We start from the raw sequence: 19,367 nt of genomic DNA, 5'->3' as shown, positions 1-19,367 counted from the left end.
TGTAAAACATGAAATAACTCTGTACTTTTGATTTGTTTTAATACTAATTGTGCAATTACAAAACTGATTAAAAAAGGCATAACTCTGATGATAGACACCTCAAATAAGAATTTAGAAGAAGCACTTGAAATGTCCGTTTATACCTGGATTTTAGCTCTTTTTATTGGTTTTACAATTTTCCTAATTGGAAATCAGCTTAAGTCTAAAGCATCCAAACATAACTTATATCAAATTTCAATATTTCTACTTGCACCCTTTACTTTGATAACAGGACTCATGTGGATGTATTACTTTACGCTTGTTTTATGCTTGCCTTTTTATGTTTTACAGCTTGTATTAACATGGAGGCTTTATCGCTTAAAGTCATCTAGGAGGATTATTACGGTGACCTTAATTTTAGCAGGTTTAACCTTGTTGTTTTCTTTTCTTTCAGCATGGTTTTTGGCAATGTTTTAAAACACATATAATTAACTTCTTAAAATAAATAACTTATGAAAACTCAAATGAAAAACTATTCTTGGATCTTAATGCTCTCATTTATTATATTAACTGTAAATGTACATGCTCAATCAACTTGGAATCCTGCAGCACCTATGAATCCAGTTCCATTAAAGTACACTACTGCTCACTGTGGTTTGAAAGGCCCAGTAAAAACAGTCGACAATATGGAGTTTGATGCGCAAGGTTTAATCACTAAAGAGTCAGGTGATGATGGGCAAACATTTACTTATTCAAAAACTGGAATTGAAGTTATTACGAATGAATATACCTTTCAATATAAATACAATGAGACAGGTCAGATCGCTACTATGGCTATAGCCGAATCACAATATAATTCAACTTATAGTTATGACGATAATGGAAATTTAATCTCAGTTTTTGAGGTTGAAGGTCCAAACCAGATGGAAGTATTATACAAATACGATGATCAGAATCGTTTAAAACGTCATTCCAGAATTTATGGTGAAGACACATTAACGCGTGCCTATAATTATTTTGAAGAAGGGGATAAACTTGAAATTACTGAGGTTATAGTTGGCGATAACTCTTCTAGAACAGTCTACGTATATAAAGATGGTGTCTTAGACAACTACAAGCAAATGGGAGTTATGCAACGTGAAGATATTGAATATGATATTCATGAAAATTGGGTTCAATTTTACAGTCCAGTTTATGGTACAACAACGACACGTTCTATCACTTATTATTAACTAAAATCGTCATATATAGGGTTATAAAAACTTAAATTAGATTGTTTTTAATTCCTTTTTGAATTGCTTCCACTTTATTGTGGACGTTCAGTTTTTTATAAACGTTTTCAATGTGTTTTCTAACCGTAGAAGGACTAATCATTAAGTTAGCTGCAGTTTGCTTGTAGTTTAAACCACGAGAAACTTGCTCTAAGATTTCAAGCTCTCTCTTGGTTAAGCTTTCTTCTTTCTTAGTTTCTACTTCTATTTTTTCTTTTTTAGGATTCCTTAAAAGGTTAAGTGTCTTTAGAGCAATTGATGGGTTCATTGTAGCACCACCATTTAGTACTTCTTTTAATCCAGCAAAAAGTATTTCAGGTTCGGTATCTTTTAGTAAATAGCCATTTGCCCCTGCAGAGATAGCATTATAGACACTTTCCTCATCGTTAAAAACAGTTAGCATAACTATCTTTATTTGTGGATGTTTTGCATGAATAATCTCTGTTGCTTTAATTCCATCCATAACTGGCATTTGAATATCCATTAAAATAACATCGACATTCAAGTCTTTTTCGAGCATTTCAATTAATTCTGCACCGTTTTCGGCAATGAACTTTAACTTTAAATCCTCAAATAGTTCTAATTTTTCTTTTATGGCTTTCGCTAAGAATAAATTGTCTTCTGCAACTGCAATTCTTATCATGATCTTTTTTATGTAAAATTACTTAGAGTAAATAGAAAGTTTTATACGGCACTTTGCGTATTTTTTTGAAATGAAACAGTAATTTCTGTTCCTTTATTAAGTTCAGTTTTCAAATCGTAATCAGCATCTATTTCCAATGCTCTTGCTTTCATATTCCGAATTCCAAACCCTTGGCCGTTGTCCTCTTTAGTGAATCCTTTACCATTATCTTTGACCCTAAATATGATCTCATTTTTATTATCATACATTTGAATTTCAATATGAGAAGCAGCAGCATATTTAACCGCATTATTAATTGACTCTTGCAATATTCGAAAAAGGTTTACCCCTTGATTTGGAGTAAATTCATAGTCTATACTTTTTATGTCTTTAACAAAAGTAAATTTAATTCCTTCCGTACTGTTTTGAGCCAACTCTAAGAATTCTTCAATCCGTACTTGCAAATCTTCAATAGACAAGGAAGTTTTGTTCATGGCCCAGATGGTGTCACGCAGTTGTGAGATTGTACCCCTTGTAAAAGAGGTAAGGTCGCTTAGTTTAAACTTCAATTTTTCTTCATCTGACACATACTTCATATTGTCCATTGATGAAATTAAGAAAGTCAATTGAGAACCAATATTGTCATGCAAGTCCCTTGAAATTCTCATTCTTTCCGAATAGATTTTATTCTTTGTTTCCTCTTCTGTAATAATGTCTTTGAGTTGGTTTTCATTTTGAAGGTGTTTCTGTTTAAGTTTGAGTTGTCTATAGATTAATATACCTATTAGTAAAAGTAGAAATAAGCTTATAGAAAGTCCAATTAAAATAAATGTACGTTGGCGTACTTTTGACTTTTCCTGAAGTACATTTGCACTTTTTATTGCTAGTTCTTTTTCTTTTCGCTCCGTATCAAACTGAACTTCTAAGTGTGCTATTGTTTTATTACTGGTTTCGTTTAGAATTTCATCTTTATATTTTTGGTTCTTTTTTCTGTAGACCAAAGCTTGCTGATAATCTCCAATTTCTTCATAAGTTTTTGCCAATTGATCACTGTTGGTTTGACATAAATAAGGGTAATTAATCTCTTCACTTATTTTTAATGATTGTAAATAATTTTTAATTGCTTTATCAAACTCTCTTTTCTTAAAATATAGATCTCCTAAATATCCATAGTTTTCAGCGAGTCCATTTTGGTCATTTCTTATTTTCCGAATTTCAAAAGCCTCTTCATATTTACTAAAAGCTTGGTCGTATTTATTTTGATCTACCAATGCCTGTCCAATATTATTTAAGCTATAAGGTATTCCAAGACTGTCATTTTCAGCCTTAACTATATCATATCCTAAATAAAAATAGTAGAGTGCACTATCAACATCTTCCTTCATCTGATATAGTACTCCTATATTATTATACGCTGCTGACAATGCTATTTTATCATCAGTGGTTTCCAGAATATCAATTCCTTTATGCATATATTCGAATGCTTTGGATAGGTTTCTTCGCTTCATTTGATGGCCAATCGAAGCATAAGTAGAGCCAATTCGCACTTGGTTATTAACTTTTTCGAAGGCTTCGATTGCTTTGTTCATAGAGAGAACAGAAACATCGTAATCACCTAAATAGTAGTAGGCTAATCCCATTTTTTCATAAATACAGCCAATACGATAATCATCTTTAAGCTCATTCGACAACTGAAGTGCGTATTCATACTTTTCAATGGTCTTAACTCCTTGACTATTCATAACCTCAAAAGGAATAGCTATAATAGTGTCTATTTGCTGCTCTACATTTAATTGAGGTAAGCTTTGATTAAATTGATGGAAAAAGTTGGTCTGAGCTTGCGCTATCCCTCCAAGTAGTATGAGAAATAATAGAGTAAGATGATTAAACACAGGCCTTTATATTGTTTGGAGAATCAAAAGTAAAAAAAATTACGAATAGACTTCATCTTGACCTGAACATATTCATTATTAGTTGCTTATTTTTTTCAAGAACGCAACATACGGCATTTTGCGTATTCTATATTTAAATGATTAAATATACCTTTGATGCTAACATTTAATGAAAAAACTGATATTTATGAAAACAACGTTAAAACTTCTAGGAACTTGTTTAGCAACTTTAGTTCTGGCCTCATGCGGATCGTATCCAGATAATGACTGTAGTATTGGAAATGTAGTTATTGATTGTGAAAACGCAGAAGTCTACAATCATTTTGTTGCAAAGGAGCAAGACATTAACGCTTCATTTCAAAAAGGTGCAAAAAAATTAACACCAAATGAAGAAGAACAACTCAGAATCGATCTTGTCGAGTATTACAAAAACCATAAGGAAGATTTACAATCTGTATATTTAAAAATTAAGGATTCGGTGTTTGGAGCTCGCGACCCTCTTTCAGTTTATGAAATGCGAAGCGAAGAACTAAGCTATTTCAAAGAAAGAGCTGAGGAGAGGAAAAAAGCAAAAAAGTTTACTGAAACTTTAAACATTAGAGCATATGAAGTGGACACCTCCTTTTATGAGGGGCAAGATAAATTGCCCTATTTAGTTTATGAAATACACAACACTTCAGATAGCACAATATCAGGGGTGGTAGTGAATAAGGTGATCGAAAAAAACGGGGAAATCATTACGCCAAATTCTCCAACACATTATTTGCTTTCGGAAGATATGATTCTCCCAAAAGAGAAAGGCAAGTCGGTTGTTCGTCCAGATGAAAAACTAGTTCTGACTTTCGAAATATTAGAAGGTGTAAAAATTAAACCCGAAATACTTAGTTATTCTTTCAAGAATGATTAGGTCCTAAATCAAGAAAAAGAAGGGTTATCAATTTTTGGTGACCCTTTTTTTTAACCCGTCATTTCTCCATAAGGTTTAGGGAATTCACAATTACACTTTTTGAGGGTTATTCTCGTAGAAACGCTTCCATTAACATGACTCCATATTTGTTTGTTCTTTTTGTTAAGCTCCACCGTCCATACATCTCCTTCTCCCACCAAGCCAGTAACAAAAGAAACCCTTTCTGTTTCTGACTCCACTTTAGACTTCCATGAAAACATGCCGTTAGTGTAGAAAGATCCAAACTCAAGATCGACTTCTATATCTGCAATAAGTTGTGTGTGAATGAAAAAATGAAAGAAGTCATTTGTAGGATGAGAAGTCAAAATATTAGGATTTTCTTCTGTATTTTCCCAGACTTCTACTTGCTCTACTTTCCACGACCCACTTCCAGATTGTAATCGTTTAAATAATTCATAATCACCCAGTGAGGCGTCATCTTTCTCACAAGAAATTAGCGCAAAGAGGCCTATGGATAGTATGTATAAGAGGTTTTTAGTCATTTGTTCTATAGTGAAAGATGAGTGAAATTGTTAAATAATGCTTGTTGAACATTGGTGCGATTGAATTTTTATGGGAATATGGTGCGTTGAAATCTTGTGGAAATTCAGACATAACTGGAGACCTAGCAAAGGAGAAGTCAGTTAATACCATACCTCCTTCCGTAATGTCACTTGTACGGTATTCTCCAAACATTTTGTGATTTGCATAAAGGTATCTTACATCGATGGCCAAAAAGTTAATGGGCTTGATTTTAATACCGAAGCCATACGCTAATCCTGTATCTTCAGTTTTAAACACTCCGTTAAAGTAAAAATCATTACTTAAGCTTTTGCTTCCATCTGGATAAACTTGGTAAGATGTCATTCTGTATTTATTAAAATTAACGCCAAAAGTTCCAAACACATCAATATATTTCGACCCAAAACCAAAATCAAACAAGACTTCATTTCTTTTGTCTTCCCATCTGAAGGTTCTACCATAACCATTTGAGTACATTACACTTCTTTCTTGTACAAATTTGTTGGGCATATAAGATATACCGAAGTAAACCCAATTACCTGATAGTGCCAATTGAAAAGAAAGGAAATCGCTGATGTGTTTCCTGTCAAAGTTTGGGTCCGCATTCACTGTTATACCTTCAGGAGCATCATTCTCAGTTAGTAATATATAACTGCTATAACTGTCTTGAATGGCATGAATATTCGATTTTGTAAATGCTACACCGTAGCCTGGGGTAAATATTAAATCCATCTGAGCATTAATGTAGGATGACATTAAAACCGCTCCAATTGTTATGCTTAATACTAGTGATTTCATATTTAAAAACTAAAAATGAGCTTCATCCCAAAATTGTTCACCTTCATGAGTGTTCTTCTATGGAAAGTTGCATGTGTGACTGGATTTAACTCTTGATTTGTTCGATAAAGATTATGTTTTTGTGGTGGACCTATGGTGTAAAAAAACTGAAGGTGTATATTGTACAGTTCCTCTTTTACAAAGGTGAAGTCGAGGTGAAGGTTAACATACATATAAGACTCTTTGAAGGCATACAGTGGAACATCAAGTATTGGCAATCGTTCAAAGCCATCTTCTTTTAAATAAGTATCAATCTTAAAAAGCTGAAGTCCCAAAGGCATGACGCCAAAACCTATATTTATATGCTTAACAGATAAAGGTGTCCACCAGATATCAAAAGGTTCAATTCCAAAAATTCTTGTTCTTACAATTCGAGTGAAGTCTCCATTCAAATCAGTCCCTTTAGCACGAGATTTACCAAATTGACCATAAAACCTACCGAGGGTATAGCCAGCCTTATTAAAAGAACCACCAAACCCGATTTCATATCCATGCATATAAGCTGAACTTGAAATTTCTTTATCTAGCCAAGGTCTATTTTCATTGTAGTATTGCATTATTTCTTTATAAGATTTCATTCCTCCAAAGTGACTGCGATATCCAAATGATATTTGGCTCCATGAAATCAACTGCGAACACACAAATATTAGAGTTAATCCAGTGTTTATTTTTAATATTCTCTTCATGTCTAGTGCTGACCTGTTTGTCTTTTACAAAAGTATAATCAATTTTTTATTTAGAAATAAGGCATATGGCGTATATTGATGAATTTGGCTTTAAGAAATAGTAGAAAGCACAAGAAGCGTTTTAATGCAGACGATTTTTCACTTTTAGACGTCCATTTCATTAGAAAAGTGTAATTTTATTTATTGATAATATCGTTTATCTTAAACGTTAATTAGTAAGTTTCATTTATACAAGAATTTAGAATATGGCGAAGTTAAAAACAGCTCATTTTTGTCAAAATTGTGGTCACGAATCTGCAAAATGGTTAGGGCGTTGTCCTTCGTGTAATGAATGGAACACCTTTGTTGAGGAGGTCATTAGCAAAGGAAAAAATGAAGTAACAGCATTCGCTAAAAGTTCAAAAAGAACGGCTAAACCACAAGCAATTCATCAAATTAAAGACATTCCACAGCAACGCATTCAAATGGTAGATTTGGAACTGAACCGTGTGTTGGGGGGAGGATTAGTTCCTGGATCGTTGACGCTATTTGGAGGTGAACCAGGAATTGGAAAATCGACTTTGATGCTGCAAATGGCCATGCAAGAAAAAAATCAAAAAATTCTATATGTTTCTGGTGAAGAAAGTGAACAGCAAATTAAAATGCGTGCAAGTCGAATTGGAGAACTGAATGAAAACTGCTATTTACTTACTGAAACCCAACTGGAAAGTGTGTTTAAACATGCTGAGGATTTACAACCTACTTTATTGGTTATCGACTCTATTCAAACCATTCACACAGAAAACATTGACAGTTCGCCAGGGAGTATCTCTCAAATTCGTGAAAGTACTGCACAGCTCTTACGATTCGCAAAACAGACAGAAACTCCTGTTTTCTTAATTGGACATATTACAAAAGAAGGTTCTTTAGCGGGTCCAAAGGTTTTAGAACACATGGTCGATACAGTGTTGCAATTTGAAGGGGATAGAAATCACGTTTACCGATTGTTGAGAAGCATCAAAAATAGATTTGGTTCAACCAATGAATTAGGAATTTACGAAATGTTGGGTACTGGCCTTCGTCAAGTGGAAAATCCGTCTGAAATTCTAATTTCTAACAATCAAGATAAACTTTCTGGAAGTGCAATTGCAGCAACGCTCGAAGGTCTTCGTCCTATGTTGATAGAAGTGCAAGCGCTGGTGAGTACAGCTGCTTATGGCACACCACAACGAAGTGCAACAGGATTTGATTTACGTCGTTTAAACATGCTCCTGGCAGTAATGGAAAAACGATGTGGGTTTAAACTAGGCGCCAAGGATGTCTTTTTAAATATTGCTGGAGGTATTAAAGTAAACGACCCCGCTATTGATTTAGCAGTTGTAGCTTCGATTTTATCTTCGAATGCAGATTTGGCAATTGAGAAAAACATCTGTTTGTCTGCGGAAGTTGGCTTGTCTGGTGAAATTCGTCCTGTAAATAGAGTAGACCAACGTATTTCTGAAGCGGAGAAGTTGGGCTTTGATAAAATCATTATCTCTAAAGACAACAAAGGAATCAAGCAGGAAAACTTTAAAATTGAAATTGTGGGTTGTACACGTATTGAAGAGGTTTTAAAAGAGCTGTTTAGTTAAGTTTTATTCTCCAAACCAGCTGAAATAAGTACGCAAAAGGAAAAAACCTTCTTTTGTTTCTTCCAATGGGTAAAAATCAAGATACAATCCATGTCCTCGACCTGTTTTGATGTCAAATTTATACCTGTGAATAGGGCAAATTACTTTTCCATTTTCAATAGAACAGCCTTGCATTTTCTGACCTTGGTGCGGACAATCGTTGATAAAAGCATAGATTTCCTCTTCTTTTTTGACAAAGAGCACCTCTCCAAAATGAAAGTTTTTTGTGATCTCATTACTGTCAGGGAAGTCCTTCATAAAAGCTTCGCGCGAATCTGCTAATCGGTATTTTCTGGTTTTGTCGGAGAACATAGTAAAAAGGAAGTTACGAAAAAAGTTAGTGATGACAATCTGGGATTGCTATTATGTTTAAAACATCTGTATAAAACTATACACAGCTTTTCCCAGAATTGTATTGATGCACAAAAGAATGTACAGAAATGGCTAACAAAACTGCATATCCTAATGTGCAAAGCTTTACTTTCTTTAAGAAAATAGGCGAATTACTGTAATCATCCAACTTAACTAATAACTCAGGTTAGAGCCCAACCATCTTTCCATTTCCTCAACACTCATTCCTTTGCGTTCTGCCAAACTTTCAATTTGATCTTTCGCTACTTTTCCAACACCAAAATATTTCGCTTCAGGATGACCAAAGTACCAACCTGCAACTGCCGCAGTTGGATACATTGCCATGTGCTCTGTAAGTTCTACCGTGGTGTGTTTTGTTGCATCTAAAATCTTAAACAAACCTGGTTTTTCTGTATGGTCAGGACAAGCTGGATAACCTGGTGCCGGACGAATTCCTTTGTATTTCTCTCTGATTAGTGCTTCATTGTCTAAATCTTCATCTGGTGAATACCCCCAAAATTCTTTTCTTACGCGTGCGTGCAATAATTCAGCAAATGATTCTGCTAACCGGTCGGCGAGTGCTTGCAACATTATAGCATTGTAATCATCATGGTCGTCTCTAAAACGTTGGATGTGCTCATCGATCCCAATTCCCGCTGTGACTACAAATCCGCCAATATAGTCTTTGATTCCACTTTCCTTGGGTGCTATAAAATCAGCCAAAGCGATGTTATGTGCTTTTTTAGATTTCTTCAATTGAGAACGCATAGAGCGTTGAACATTGAGAACTTCAGTTCTCGATTCGTCTTTGTAGATTTCGATATCGTCATCATTGATTGAATTTGCAGGGAATAATCCATACACTCCTTTGGCAGTAAGCCATTTTTCATCGATGATTTTTTTCAATAACACTTGCGCCTCTTCGAATAGTTTAGTTGCCGATTCTCCAACAATTTCATCTTCCAAAATCGCTGGATACCTTCCCGCCAATTCCCATGTCTGAAAGAAAGGCGTCCAATCGGTATACTCCAAGATCTCTTCTAAACTGTAATCTTCAAAACTGTAAACTCCTAGTTGATTAGGAACTTTAATATCACTTTGATTCCAATCGATGGGAAACTTGTTGGCACGTGCTTCTGCCAATGGAATATATGTTTTACGTGCACTTGTATTTTCATGATGTTCACGTAATTTTTTATATTCTTCTTTAATGTTGGCTACAAAATCATCTCGTTTATTCCCCAATAAACTTTCGACAGCAGTAACAGAACGAGAAGCATCGAGTATATGTACGGTTTGATTCTTTGTATAGAATTGTTCAATTTTTACTGCAGTATGCACACGAGAGGTTGTTGCTCCACCGATCAATAGAGGAATATCAATATCTGCACGCTCCATTTCTTTGGCTACCGTCACCATTTCATCTAAAGAGGGCGTAATGAGTCCACTTAATCCAATAGCATCAGCGTTGTGTTCGATTGCAGTTTGAATAATTTTTTCGGCCGGAACCATTACTCCAAGGTCAATTACCTCATAGTTGTTACATCCTAAAACAACCCCTACGATATTTTTACCAATATCATGAACATCACCTTTTACGGTGGCCATTACAATTTTACCGTTCGGTTTGTCGTCTTCTTGTTTATCGGCTTCAATAAAAGGCAGAAGATAAGCAACAGCTTTTTTCATCACCCTAGCAGACTTTACTACCTGCGGTAAAAACATTTTTCCACTTCCAAATAAATCACCAACGATGTTCATTCCATCCATTAAAGGACCTTCAATGACTTCAATTGGACGTTTGTAATTGTGCCTACATTCTTCGGTGTCTTCATCTATATACTCTGTAATTCCTTTAACTAGGGCGTGTGCTAACCTTTCCTCTACGGGTTGATCTCTCCAAGCTAAATCAACTACTCTTTCTTTTTTTTCTCCGGTGAAATTTTCAGCAAACTCTAACAGCCTTTCCGTGGCATCATCTCGTCTGTTTAAAAGGACATCTTCAACTTTTTCAAGTAGTTCTTTGTCGATGTCATCATAAACCCCCAATAAAGAAGGGTTTACAATTCCCATGTTCATTCCCCTTTTAATGGCATGATATAAAAATGCCGAGTGCATAGCTTCACGAACAGCATTGTTTCCTCTAAAGGAGAAAGAAACGTTGGAAACACCACCAGAAACACTTGCTCCAGGTAAGTTTTTCCGAATCCATTCCGTGGCATTAAAAAAGTCCAAGGCATTATTTCTATGCTCTTCCATTCCAGTAGCAACGGGGAAGATGTTAGGGTCAAAAATAATGTCTTGTGGAGGGAATTTTACCACATCAACAAGAATGTCATATGAGCGTTTACAAATTTCAATTCTGCGTTCATAGTTATCGGCTTGACCTTCTTCATCAAAAGCCATAACAATTACTGCTGCACCAAGTCTTCTGACTATTTTGGCTCTTTCGATAAATAATTCTTCCCCGTCTTTTAATGAAATTGAATTCACAACGCCTTTTCCTTGAACACATTTTAAGCCTGCTTCAATGATTTCCCATTTCGAAGAGTCTACCATGATGGGCACGCGTGCAATGTCAGGTTCCGAAGCGATTAAATTTAAAAACTTAATCATGGCTGCTTTCCCATCAATCATCCCTTCATCCATGTTTACATCAATGATTTGTGCTCCACCTTGAACTTGGTCTAAAGCAACTTCTAACGCTTCCTCATACTTATCTTCTTTGATTAAACGCAAGAATTTTTTAGAACCTGTGACATTCGTTCGTTCACCAACATTGATAAAGTTGGATTCTGGTGTGATGATTAATGGTTCAAGGCCTGATAGTTTTAATGGAGGAAGTATATTTTTTTTATTCATTGTTTTCATGTTATATCTTTATTCTAAAGATGTTTTTTATTTCCCCCTTTGGAGGGGGATAAAGGGGGAGGATTATTAATTCCTAAACCTTTTCATTCAGTTTTCTCACCTCATATTTTTTCGCCAAATCTGCAATAACTTTGATGTGGTCTGGAGTTGTTCCACAACATCCTCCTATAATATTCACTAAGCCTTCTTTGAGGAAAGTTTCGATTTGTTCTCCCATAATTTCGGGGGTTTCATCATATTCTCCAAATGAATTGGGCAATCCAGCATTAGGGTGAGCGGAAACATAAAACGGAGCTTTATCGTCCATTATTTTTAAATATTGCCTTAATTCTTTTGCCCCTAAGGCACAATTCAGTCCTACGCTAAATACCGGAAGATGCGAAATAGAAATCAAGAAAGCTTCTGTGGTTTGTCCTGTTAATGTTCTCCCTGATGCATCAGTAATAGTTCCTGAAATCATAATTGGTAACTCTGTTTTCATTTCTTCTTGAACGATGTCTATGGCGTACAGTGCTGCTTTGGCATTTAAAGTGTCGAAAATGGTTTCCACCAATAAAATATCAACCCCACCTTCAATTAAGGCTTTTACTTGAAGGCTGTATGCTTCAACCAATTCATCGAAGGTAATGGCCCTAAAAGCGGGGTCGTTTACGTCTGGTGATATTGATGCTGTTCTATTGGTGGGGCCAATTGCTCCTGCAACGTATCTTGGTTTATCTGGTTCTTTTGCAGTAAATTCATCTGCAACTTCTTTCGCGATTTTTGCAGAATGATAGTTGATGTCATAAACGGCACTTTCTAAATCATAATCTGCTTGTGCAATTGTTGTACCTGAAAAGGTATTGGTTTCACAAATATCCGCTCCTGCTTCAAAGTATTTTGCATGAATTTCTTTGATGATTTCTGGACGAGTTAATGACAGTAAATCATTGTTTCCTTTTAGTGGTTTTTTATGATCTTCAAACCAACCTTTTCTGAAATCGATTTCTTCTAAAGGATATTGCTGAATCATGGTTCCCATTGCTCCGTCAAGGATTAAGGTTCTTGTTTTAACGATTTCACGGATATCTTGTTTTTTCATCTTCGTATTTTTAATTTTTCTTTATCAATGCAAATTACTTCCTTCAACAAGCAGTTGAGGAGTTGAATTCATGATAATTACTAAAAAAGAAGTTTGGAGAAATGACGGCTTAGCCTTGTTTTCTACTTATCTATTTTCACCAAAAGCGAAAAAGGAATTGGCACCGGAATTAATTAACGAATTAATTAAAAGGTTGCCAAGGTTTCGTAGGGCCTGTCCCTCCACCTTTCTTTATAAGTATTATTGCATTCATTAAAAGAACTGTACAAATGTAAGGACTAATCTGTAGACAAAAAAGAAGAAGGGGAAATTGTTTTTTGGCACACAATAACAAAACTCCTCTATACAATTAACTTTTTGCTAAGGGGTTTTATTGATTTCAGCAATTCAAATCTTAATTACTCGATTACTTAATTAGAACAAGATTTATACTGCCAGTTTCTTCAAACCAGCTTACTTGCCACATTCTTCCATCGATTTGATCAAGTAAAATAAAAGTGTAGATATTATCGGTTGTGTAAAGCTTAAACCTTCCATTCACCTCCTTGTTTTCTTCTATAAGTGTTAAGGTGCTTAAGTAATTTTCAAAACGAGTATCTTCTTCAATATCGATTTTTACGTGCCACATTAAACCATTTCTAGTGTTTAGCTTTATATAATTCCATCGAATATCTGTGGGGATTAGCCTGTATTTCGGAGGATAAATATTTTCTTGATTAGTTCCCTTTGTGGTTTTGGTGGTTGTTGTTTGATTTTGTGCAGAGATACTCATCGTAAGCAACAAGCTGATGATGAATGCAATTAGTTTTTTCATAATATTGAAATTTAATTAAGAACTAGTTTTTGTGTTAAGTTTAAAGCGGGTATGTTTACCAAATAAATACCTTTTCGTAAGTCTTGTACATTTATCTTTTGTTTTAATTGGTCTTCCACAACAGGAATAGAACGAATTAATGTTCCTGTTAAATCATAAATTTGAATTTTATCTTTTATAGGCGTATTCCAAACTACATTTACTTCTTCTTTAGCTGGATTAGGATATAAATTCATCTTTGATGTTTGCTGATTTTCTTTTTTTGTTCCTACATAATAAGAAGTGTCTAGTTTCGGCAACATGATGTAGCTTGGGTAATCAGCATTGAAATTATAAGTGATTTCTGCATTTTGAGGCGTTAGATTTTGACCTTGATAATTATAGGTGTTGGTGTCACCAGGACTCCATCTGAAAAATTCACCATCTTCATTCGGTAAATGTGGATTGCTCTGGTATTTTGGGTAATTAGAACTGCTCAATAAAAATTTGATTTGATGATCTTTACCAAATGTGTGGCCTAAAGGAAGCAAATTAAATTCAAAATGATAGTAGGTATCATTGTCGATGTTGGTGAGTAAAATCGTTTCATTTGTGTCGCTTTGGGCAATGGCTTTCGCATATTCCCTCGACTTCGCATTTACCACTCCTTCTGTGATTAACATTTCTCTGCCGTCAGGATAAACATCTAGAATACGAACCATAATATCAAAATCTGTTTTCGAAGTCGCATGGTTGGTAGTATGTCCTTTTGCATAAATACCGGCTTTTGGAAAGCCAACATAGGTCATTGTATCATTCAATGGAGCAGTAGTGAAGATTAAAACATCATTTCTGTATAAGGTAGCAGATTCATAATCGGGATTGGCTAAGTCCATAGATCCTTGTGATTTTTTTAGTCCATCTGGAGTCCTTGGAATCATATTGTTTCCTCCAATGGTAATCACTGGATTGTTAGGATCTGCGATATAACTTAGGGTTCCTTCTTGTGTAGTTGGAGCAATGCCATCTGCACTTAAATCTTGATGAAGGTAATAGTAGTCCTCTGTAATCCCTTTTTTGAAAGGCAAAGAATCTGTTCCCAACCAATAGTTTCCAACATTAAGGTTTACAGGGTCATTTGTAGGTCCAGAAACATACAGTCTGATGTCTTTGATATGATCAAAATGACTCATGTCAGGTGCTGTTAGCGGAGCCGATAAATTAATGAGTGGAACGTCCATCGCAGGAAGATCAAGATTAAATGGAATAATTGTGTTGCCATTGTCTAGTTCAACAGGAACACCATCCAATGAAGATTCTCCAGCCAAATAATTCAAAAATTGGTAATAGGGGACGATATAATTTTTAGCTGGAACCCTAACCTGGTTTGTGCCTAAAGCTTGCCATTCATTAGACTCTGGAATAATGAAGAAAGGTTCTCCACCCAGGTGAAGTCTATACCAATTTAATAGTTCTGATTTATACAAATTATTCACAACATCTGGGTCTGTTAGAACCGTATTGGGATCAATATTCAGATCAACATTCATAACATCATAGACATTATCGGGATAAATCATATCTCCAACTTCTTTTGTTCCAATTGTTTGATGCGTCCATGGTCCGATGACAAGTTTTTGCATCATTCCTGGATTTTCCTTGCGCGTTTTATTGAAGGTTTCGATTTGACCATTAATAAATATATCCCACCAACCGGTTAAATGGTAAGCTGGTCGATTGAGGTTTTTATACCTGGAATTATTTCCATTCGCATCAGAATACCCTAAATCATTGATAGGTGCTGAAGAAGCATCTAAGTCTTTACGAAGTATAGATGTTGGATGCGCACCGGAAGGTGATGTCCCTAAATCGTTGGAAACAAACCAATCAATAAGGTCGTTGGCCAAGTCCAAGTTATTTGTATAGCCATAATCTGAAGGACTATGAATATTATTGTAAATACTTCCATCTACACCGTTTAATGAATCGTGGACGTTGTCTGTAATTTGTCCCGTTATCCACCCAGTGGTTAATGAGTTTCTGTACACTCCGTTATGAAATAAAGTGGTGTTGTAATGTTCGTTTGTCGCTACAATCGGCATGATGCATTTTAACGGATTGGCTTCAGTAAAAGGCATGTCGGAAAGGGCTTGGTATTGAGAATTCCCTAATGCAGAAGCTCCAAACATTCCAATCTTACCATTACTGTAAAGAATTGTATCCATTACGCCATCTAAATCTACATCTGCAATTCTGTAGGCATGATTCGCTAGATAGTTTACGGCTTGACTACCGTCATGATGTTTTAATGCATGATTCGCAGCAGTGTTAGCTGTAATATCCATAGGAATTGAAATAGATGGGTGATAAGGTTCCTTAGGCCAAGCATCTGAATACATTGGAAAGTAAACCCCTTCACTATCATATCTTCCCCTCATGTCTTGTATAGCAAAAGAATAACCAAGAAAAGGAAATATTTTACCGCCTAAATCATCACCGTTTTTGTCGTAGGGAGTACGTGTAAAAATAATGGGCAATTGAAAACTTTCTGAGGTTATATTTACAGTGTCGTATAGGATATATTGCGTATTCTTAGGAACAATTTGAATGGGGTAAAATGTACCATCAAACTCAACCTCAGTGATGATAGAATCTCTAAAAACGGGAACGGAAATAGTTGTAGAAAGTAGTGTCCCGTCAGACATAGGTACGAGAATAGTATCCTTTTTAGCAAGCTCATCTATACTGTCAATTGTTCCATTTGGTATTATTTGTCCAAATAGTCCGCTTAAGGTAAAACAGAAGAGTATGTTAAGAAATAAAATCCTCATGGTATTCATATTAAAAGTAAGACGCTTTTTATCGTTTTATCGAAATTTTAGAAGCGTTGACATTTCCGTTGATGTCTACAATTTTCAAAATATAATGTCCTTCTGTAAGTTGGCTAACATCGCAATTTTGTTGTTTCCCTTGAAGTTCATGTTTCTGTACCAATTGTCCTAGGTTAGAATAGATATATAGTTTTTTTAACTCTACTTCTCCTGTAACAATCAATACATCACTGGTTGGATTTGGATAAATCTTCAGACCATTAACTTCGTTTGAGAGTACACTTAAACTAGTAAAGTCCATTGTTTTAACTTGCTGTGCTTTACATCCGTTTTGATCTGTTACGCTAAGGGCAACAGTATAATTTCCTGTGTTGCTATAAATGTGAGTAGGACTCATTGCGCTAGATGCATTTCCATCTCCAAATTGCCAGTTGTAATTTACAAATCCAGTTGGTAAGGGTGAAAAAGTAACCGCCATGCCATTAGCTGTACTCATAAAGTTAACTGTGGGATTGGGGTTAACGTCAACAATAAAAGAAGATTCACCATTGTATCTTGCTATTTCGCTAAACTGTTTAGCTTTTATCGTCGCTTGTCCTGATTGTGTAAAAACAATTTGTACTGAATCTCCTTCAGCATGAATGATGTCGCCGTTATTCACCTCCCAACAGAATTTGTAATTGGTTGGTCCAGTAATTCTATAGGTCAGGGTATCATTTTTACACACATTTTCATTTCCTTGGATGGCATAAGTACTTTTTCTAAGAATAGAAGAATAATGATTTTCTATTAAATTGTAGATGGTGTCCCAATAAGGAGTAGGGGGAGAATCCCAATCTCCATTGCTTGTACCGTGAAATTCATGGCCTTGTCCATCAACAAAGTAGGTGGTATGAGGGATGTTATAAGACGTTAATTGGTTTGATATACTTCGAGAGCCATGTGTAATCGGAGTCGTAGGAACAGCAAAAGGATGTCCAACACCAAAGGGTACGGTTCCATCAGCTTTTCCGTGAACAAGTAAGCCAGGAGTCGTTTCGTCTGCATTTATCCATGTTGAATCACCAATAGCGCCCCACAAGTTAACAAAACCAGTAATATTCATTGCGTGGGAATAATTGTTTCCTGTACAATCTAAACAGCCTAATGCAGGATATCCCATACCACTTTGGATTGAGCTAGGCGCTTCATTTTGATCCATATAAATGGTGTGAATTACCGCAAATGCTCCTGCACTAGAACCCCCTATAAAAGTATAGTTGGTGTCGATACCGTAAATGTTGTGCTTCTCCTTCAGGAATCTTATGGCGGTCCTTAAATCTTGAGTTCCGCGATAAACTGCTCGTTCAGCACTTGTGTTAGACAAAGGATTAAATCCTTTTCTATAATCAATGGTCGCAGTAACATACCCTCTACGGGCAAAGCTATCACATAATGCCATCATGTCTTGTAGCTCTTTGTTGCCATTTAAGAATCCACCTGGGTGAACCCAAATCATCAATGGACGTTTGACTAATGTATCAGCGTCAGGAGTGAATATATTCATATAAAGATCTTCATCATTATAAGGAATGTTCCACCTTTCAGCAACTCCATATTTAACATTCGTATGTTGTGTAATTGAATTAAATATTGGAGATACGTATCTGTTGGTATCACATTGCGAATAAAGGAGGTTAGAAATGAAAAGACTTAAGGTAAAACCTACGATTTGATAAAAGAGTTTCATGTAGTATGTGTTAATGCTATAGCTAAGTTACTTAATTTTAAATAAATAAATCACTTTGTGGTTATTTTTATTAAGATAAGAGGTTTCAATTTTTTTAGAAAGGTTTAAAACTATGCTCCCGATAGGCCTCGGGATTAGTGCATTTCGCTTTAGCTTCCAAATACCTTATCAGATATTAGACGTTAGATGTTAGACAAAAAGTCTAATATCTAACGTCTATTTCTTTTACTTAGAGAATTTTATTCTAATCTAAACCTATGGCACTTTCAGTCCATAATGGTTTATTCTGTCTCAATGTATTTATCTAATTTTTCAAATTAAGTAGTATTTTTGCTCTATGGCAAAATGGGGTACATATTTTATCGTTGGGGCTTTACTGGGAATGCTCTTACCTTTCTTTTTTATGATGTTTGACGCTTTTGAAATTAGCGAAAATCCAATATTCCCTGTATTGTCGTTATTCCTTGGTGGAACGGGTGTTGTTCTGCATTTGCTCAACGCTGTTAACTCAAAAACCATAAACAGTTCTTCTTTGTTATTGCTGACAAGTATTTTGTCAATAATCTATGGTTTTTCCTTAAACGTTCTTGGGGTTCCTAACGCAAAATATTTATTGCTCGTTGGTGCTTTACTTGTAGCGGTTTGGATTATGCTTCCGGGATCCAAAAAAGAAGACTGATCTTATCATAAGTTTATTTTCCAATAACATTTTATTCACAGTGAGTTGAGTCATCTTTGCTGATGATTTAAAGTTTGGTTTTAAAACAATTAGAGGAGAAAACGGGCGTTTCCTCCTCTAATCAACTAACACTACTACTTATGAAACCTAACTACTACTGCTAATATAACCCCTGAATATAATTTTTGTTGCGTATACTTCGTTAAAAGATTGTTAAAAGTATTTTAAGTTAAAATGCTGTCTTTTTAAAAACAGCAAGAGAGAAAACGGGCGCTTTCTCTCTTGCATTAACACTACTACTTATGAAACCTAACTACTACTTTGTTATTAACTACTCAATTCTATTTTTGTTGTGTGGTTTAAGCAAATAAATGTTAAAATAAGTTGAGCCTGATATATAGGTTCATTTAAAACAGTAAGAGAGAAAACGGGCGCTTTCTCTCTTACATTAACACTACTACTTATGAAACCTAACTAGTAATACTAACCAACTTAATCTTTTATTGTTGTGTAGTTTCACTAAATAAATGTTAAAACATTATGAGTTCTATTTAATTGTGGTGTCGCTATATGATTTTATGTGGAGGAGATTAAAAACAGTTACTTCTTTAGGTATTTATAAAACATC

The 19,367-nt window shown here is 35.2% G+C and carries 15 protein-coding genes and 1 riboswitch; of the genes, 4 read left to right on the top strand and 11 right to left on the bottom strand.

The window, feature by feature from the left end:
• Positions 1-491: 491 nt before the first annotated feature.
• Positions 492-1,211, top strand: a complete 720-nt coding sequence (locus ACN0U3_RS00555; RefSeq protein WP_417264737.1) for a hypothetical protein — start codon at positions 492-494, stop codon at positions 1,209-1,211.
• A gap of 31 nt (positions 1,212-1,242) precedes the next feature.
• Here the strand turns inward: ACN0U3_RS00555 and ACN0U3_RS00550 are convergent, their stop codons facing one another.
• Entirely contained in the window at positions 1,243-1,893 is a 651-nt protein-coding gene (locus ACN0U3_RS00550; protein WP_417264736.1) for a response regulator, read from the bottom strand.
• A gap of 41 nt (positions 1,894-1,934) precedes the next feature.
• Entirely contained in the window at positions 1,935-3,764 is a 1,830-nt protein-coding gene (locus ACN0U3_RS00545) for a tetratricopeptide repeat-containing sensor histidine kinase (protein ID WP_417264735.1), read from the bottom strand.
• A 187-nt stretch (positions 3,765-3,951) separates the two neighbouring features.
• Between ACN0U3_RS00545 and ACN0U3_RS00540 the strand changes: the two genes are divergently transcribed.
• A complete protein-coding gene (locus ACN0U3_RS00540) occupies positions 3,952-4,671 on the top strand; it encodes a hypothetical protein (protein WP_417264734.1) in 720 nt (239 codons plus the stop codon).
• A gap of 50 nt (positions 4,672-4,721) precedes the next feature.
• Here the strand turns inward: ACN0U3_RS00540 and ACN0U3_RS00535 are convergent, their stop codons facing one another.
• From ACN0U3_RS00535 to ACN0U3_RS00525, 3 genes are read right to left on the bottom strand one after another with little or no spacing between them, the layout of a single operon-like run.
• A complete protein-coding gene (locus ACN0U3_RS00535; protein ID WP_417264733.1) occupies positions 4,722-5,213 on the bottom strand; it encodes a hypothetical protein in 492 nt (163 codons plus the stop codon).
• Positions 5,206-6,030, bottom strand: coding sequence for a hypothetical protein (locus tag ACN0U3_RS00530; RefSeq protein ID WP_417264732.1), 825 nt, complete (start codon positions 6,028-6,030; stop codon positions 5,206-5,208). Before ACN0U3_RS00530 ends, ACN0U3_RS00535 begins: the two co-directional genes overlap by 8 nt.
• A gap of 2 nt (positions 6,031-6,032) precedes the next feature.
• Positions 6,033-6,755, bottom strand: coding sequence for a hypothetical protein (locus tag ACN0U3_RS00525; protein WP_417264731.1), 723 nt, complete (start codon positions 6,753-6,755; stop codon positions 6,033-6,035).
• Positions 6,756-7,000: 245 nt separating this feature from the next.
• On the opposite strand from ACN0U3_RS00525, the gene radA reads away from it, so the two are divergent.
• Positions 7,001-8,365 (top strand): DNA repair protein RadA, encoded by a 1,365-nt coding sequence (radA, locus tag ACN0U3_RS00520; protein WP_299206935.1) that lies wholly within the window; start codon positions 7,001-7,003, stop codon positions 8,363-8,365.
• A 3-nt stretch (positions 8,366-8,368) separates the two neighbouring features.
• Here the strand turns inward: radA and ACN0U3_RS00515 are convergent, their stop codons facing one another.
• From ACN0U3_RS00515 to ACN0U3_RS00490, 6 genes are all read right to left on the bottom strand, one after another.
• Entirely contained in the window at positions 8,369-8,716 is a 348-nt protein-coding gene (locus ACN0U3_RS00515; RefSeq protein WP_417264730.1) for a Rieske (2Fe-2S) protein, read from the bottom strand.
• A gap of 213 nt (positions 8,717-8,929) precedes the next feature.
• A complete protein-coding gene (gene metH, locus ACN0U3_RS00510; protein ID WP_417264729.1) occupies positions 8,930-11,617 on the bottom strand; it encodes a methionine synthase in 2,688 nt (895 codons plus the stop codon).
• Between the two features lie 82 nt (positions 11,618-11,699).
• On the bottom strand, positions 11,700-12,707 hold the full coding sequence (locus ACN0U3_RS00505; RefSeq protein ID WP_299206941.1) for a homocysteine S-methyltransferase family protein: 1,008 nt from the start codon (positions 12,705-12,707) through the stop codon (positions 11,700-11,702).
• Between the two features lie 123 nt (positions 12,708-12,830).
• A riboswitch (SAM riboswitch) is annotated at positions 12,831-12,947 on the bottom strand.
• A 166-nt stretch (positions 12,948-13,113) separates the two neighbouring features.
• Positions 13,114-13,521 (bottom strand): hypothetical protein, encoded by a 408-nt coding sequence (locus ACN0U3_RS00500; RefSeq protein ID WP_299206943.1) that lies wholly within the window; start codon positions 13,519-13,521, stop codon positions 13,114-13,116.
• 11 nt (positions 13,522-13,532) lie between these two features.
• On the bottom strand, positions 13,533-16,331 hold the full coding sequence (locus tag ACN0U3_RS00495) for a CocE/NonD family hydrolase (RefSeq protein ID WP_417264728.1): 2,799 nt from the start codon (positions 16,329-16,331) through the stop codon (positions 13,533-13,535).
• A 28-nt stretch (positions 16,332-16,359) separates the two neighbouring features.
• Positions 16,360-18,060, bottom strand: coding sequence for a PKD domain-containing protein (locus tag ACN0U3_RS00490; RefSeq protein WP_417264727.1), 1,701 nt, complete (start codon positions 18,058-18,060; stop codon positions 16,360-16,362).
• 337 nt (positions 18,061-18,397) lie between these two features.
• On the opposite strand from ACN0U3_RS00490, the gene ACN0U3_RS00485 reads away from it, so the two are divergent.
• Positions 18,398-18,739 (top strand): hypothetical protein, encoded by a 342-nt coding sequence (locus tag ACN0U3_RS00485; protein ID WP_299206949.1) that lies wholly within the window; start codon positions 18,398-18,400, stop codon positions 18,737-18,739.
• The last annotated feature ends 628 nt before the right edge of the window (positions 18,740-19,367 follow it).

This window comes from Brumimicrobium sp., from assembly GCF_048268645.1.
Taxonomy (GTDB): Bacteria; Bacteroidota; Bacteroidia; order Flavobacteriales_D; family Crocinitomicaceae; genus Brumimicrobium; species Brumimicrobium ulvae.
The sequence above is the reverse complement of the archived record's forward strand: the minus strand, read 5'-3'. Positions and strand labels throughout refer to the sequence as shown.

Coding starts and splice junctions, on each gene's coding strand:
- ACN0U3_RS00555 (WP_417264737.1), top strand. CDS start 492: ATGAAAACTCAAATGAAAAACTATTCTTGGATCTTAATGCTCTCATTT.
- ACN0U3_RS00550 (WP_417264736.1), bottom strand. CDS start 1,893: ATGATAAGAATTGCAGTTGCAGAAGACAATTTATTCTTAGCGAAAGCC.
- ACN0U3_RS00540 (WP_417264734.1), top strand. CDS start 3,952: ATGAAAACAACGTTAAAACTTCTAGGAACTTGTTTAGCAACTTTAGTT.
- ACN0U3_RS00535 (WP_417264733.1), bottom strand. CDS start 5,213: ATGACTAAAAACCTCTTATACATACTATCCATAGGCCTCTTTGCGCTA.
- ACN0U3_RS00530 (WP_417264732.1), bottom strand. CDS start 6,030: ATGAAATCACTAGTATTAAGCATAACAATTGGAGCGGTTTTAATGTCA.
- ACN0U3_RS00525 (WP_417264731.1), bottom strand. CDS start 6,755: ATGAAGAGAATATTAAAAATAAACACTGGATTAACTCTAATATTTGTG.
- radA (WP_299206935.1), top strand. CDS start 7,001: ATGGCGAAGTTAAAAACAGCTCATTTTTGTCAAAATTGTGGTCACGAA.
- ACN0U3_RS00515 (WP_417264730.1), bottom strand. CDS start 8,716: ATGTTCTCCGACAAAACCAGAAAATACCGATTAGCAGATTCGCGCGAA.
- metH (WP_417264729.1), bottom strand. CDS start 11,617: ATGAATAAAAAAAATATACTTCCTCCATTAAAACTATCAGGCCTTGAA.
- ACN0U3_RS00505 (WP_299206941.1), bottom strand. CDS start 12,707: ATGAAAAAACAAGATATCCGTGAAATCGTTAAAACAAGAACCTTAATC.
- ACN0U3_RS00500 (WP_299206943.1), bottom strand. CDS start 13,521: ATGAAAAAACTAATTGCATTCATCATCAGCTTGTTGCTTACGATGAGT.
- ACN0U3_RS00495 (WP_417264728.1), bottom strand. CDS start 16,331: ATGAGGATTTTATTTCTTAACATACTCTTCTGTTTTACCTTAAGCGGA.
- ACN0U3_RS00490 (WP_417264727.1), bottom strand. CDS start 18,060: ATGAAACTCTTTTATCAAATCGTAGGTTTTACCTTAAGTCTTTTCATT.
- ACN0U3_RS00485 (WP_299206949.1), top strand. CDS start 18,398: ATGGCAAAATGGGGTACATATTTTATCGTTGGGGCTTTACTGGGAATG.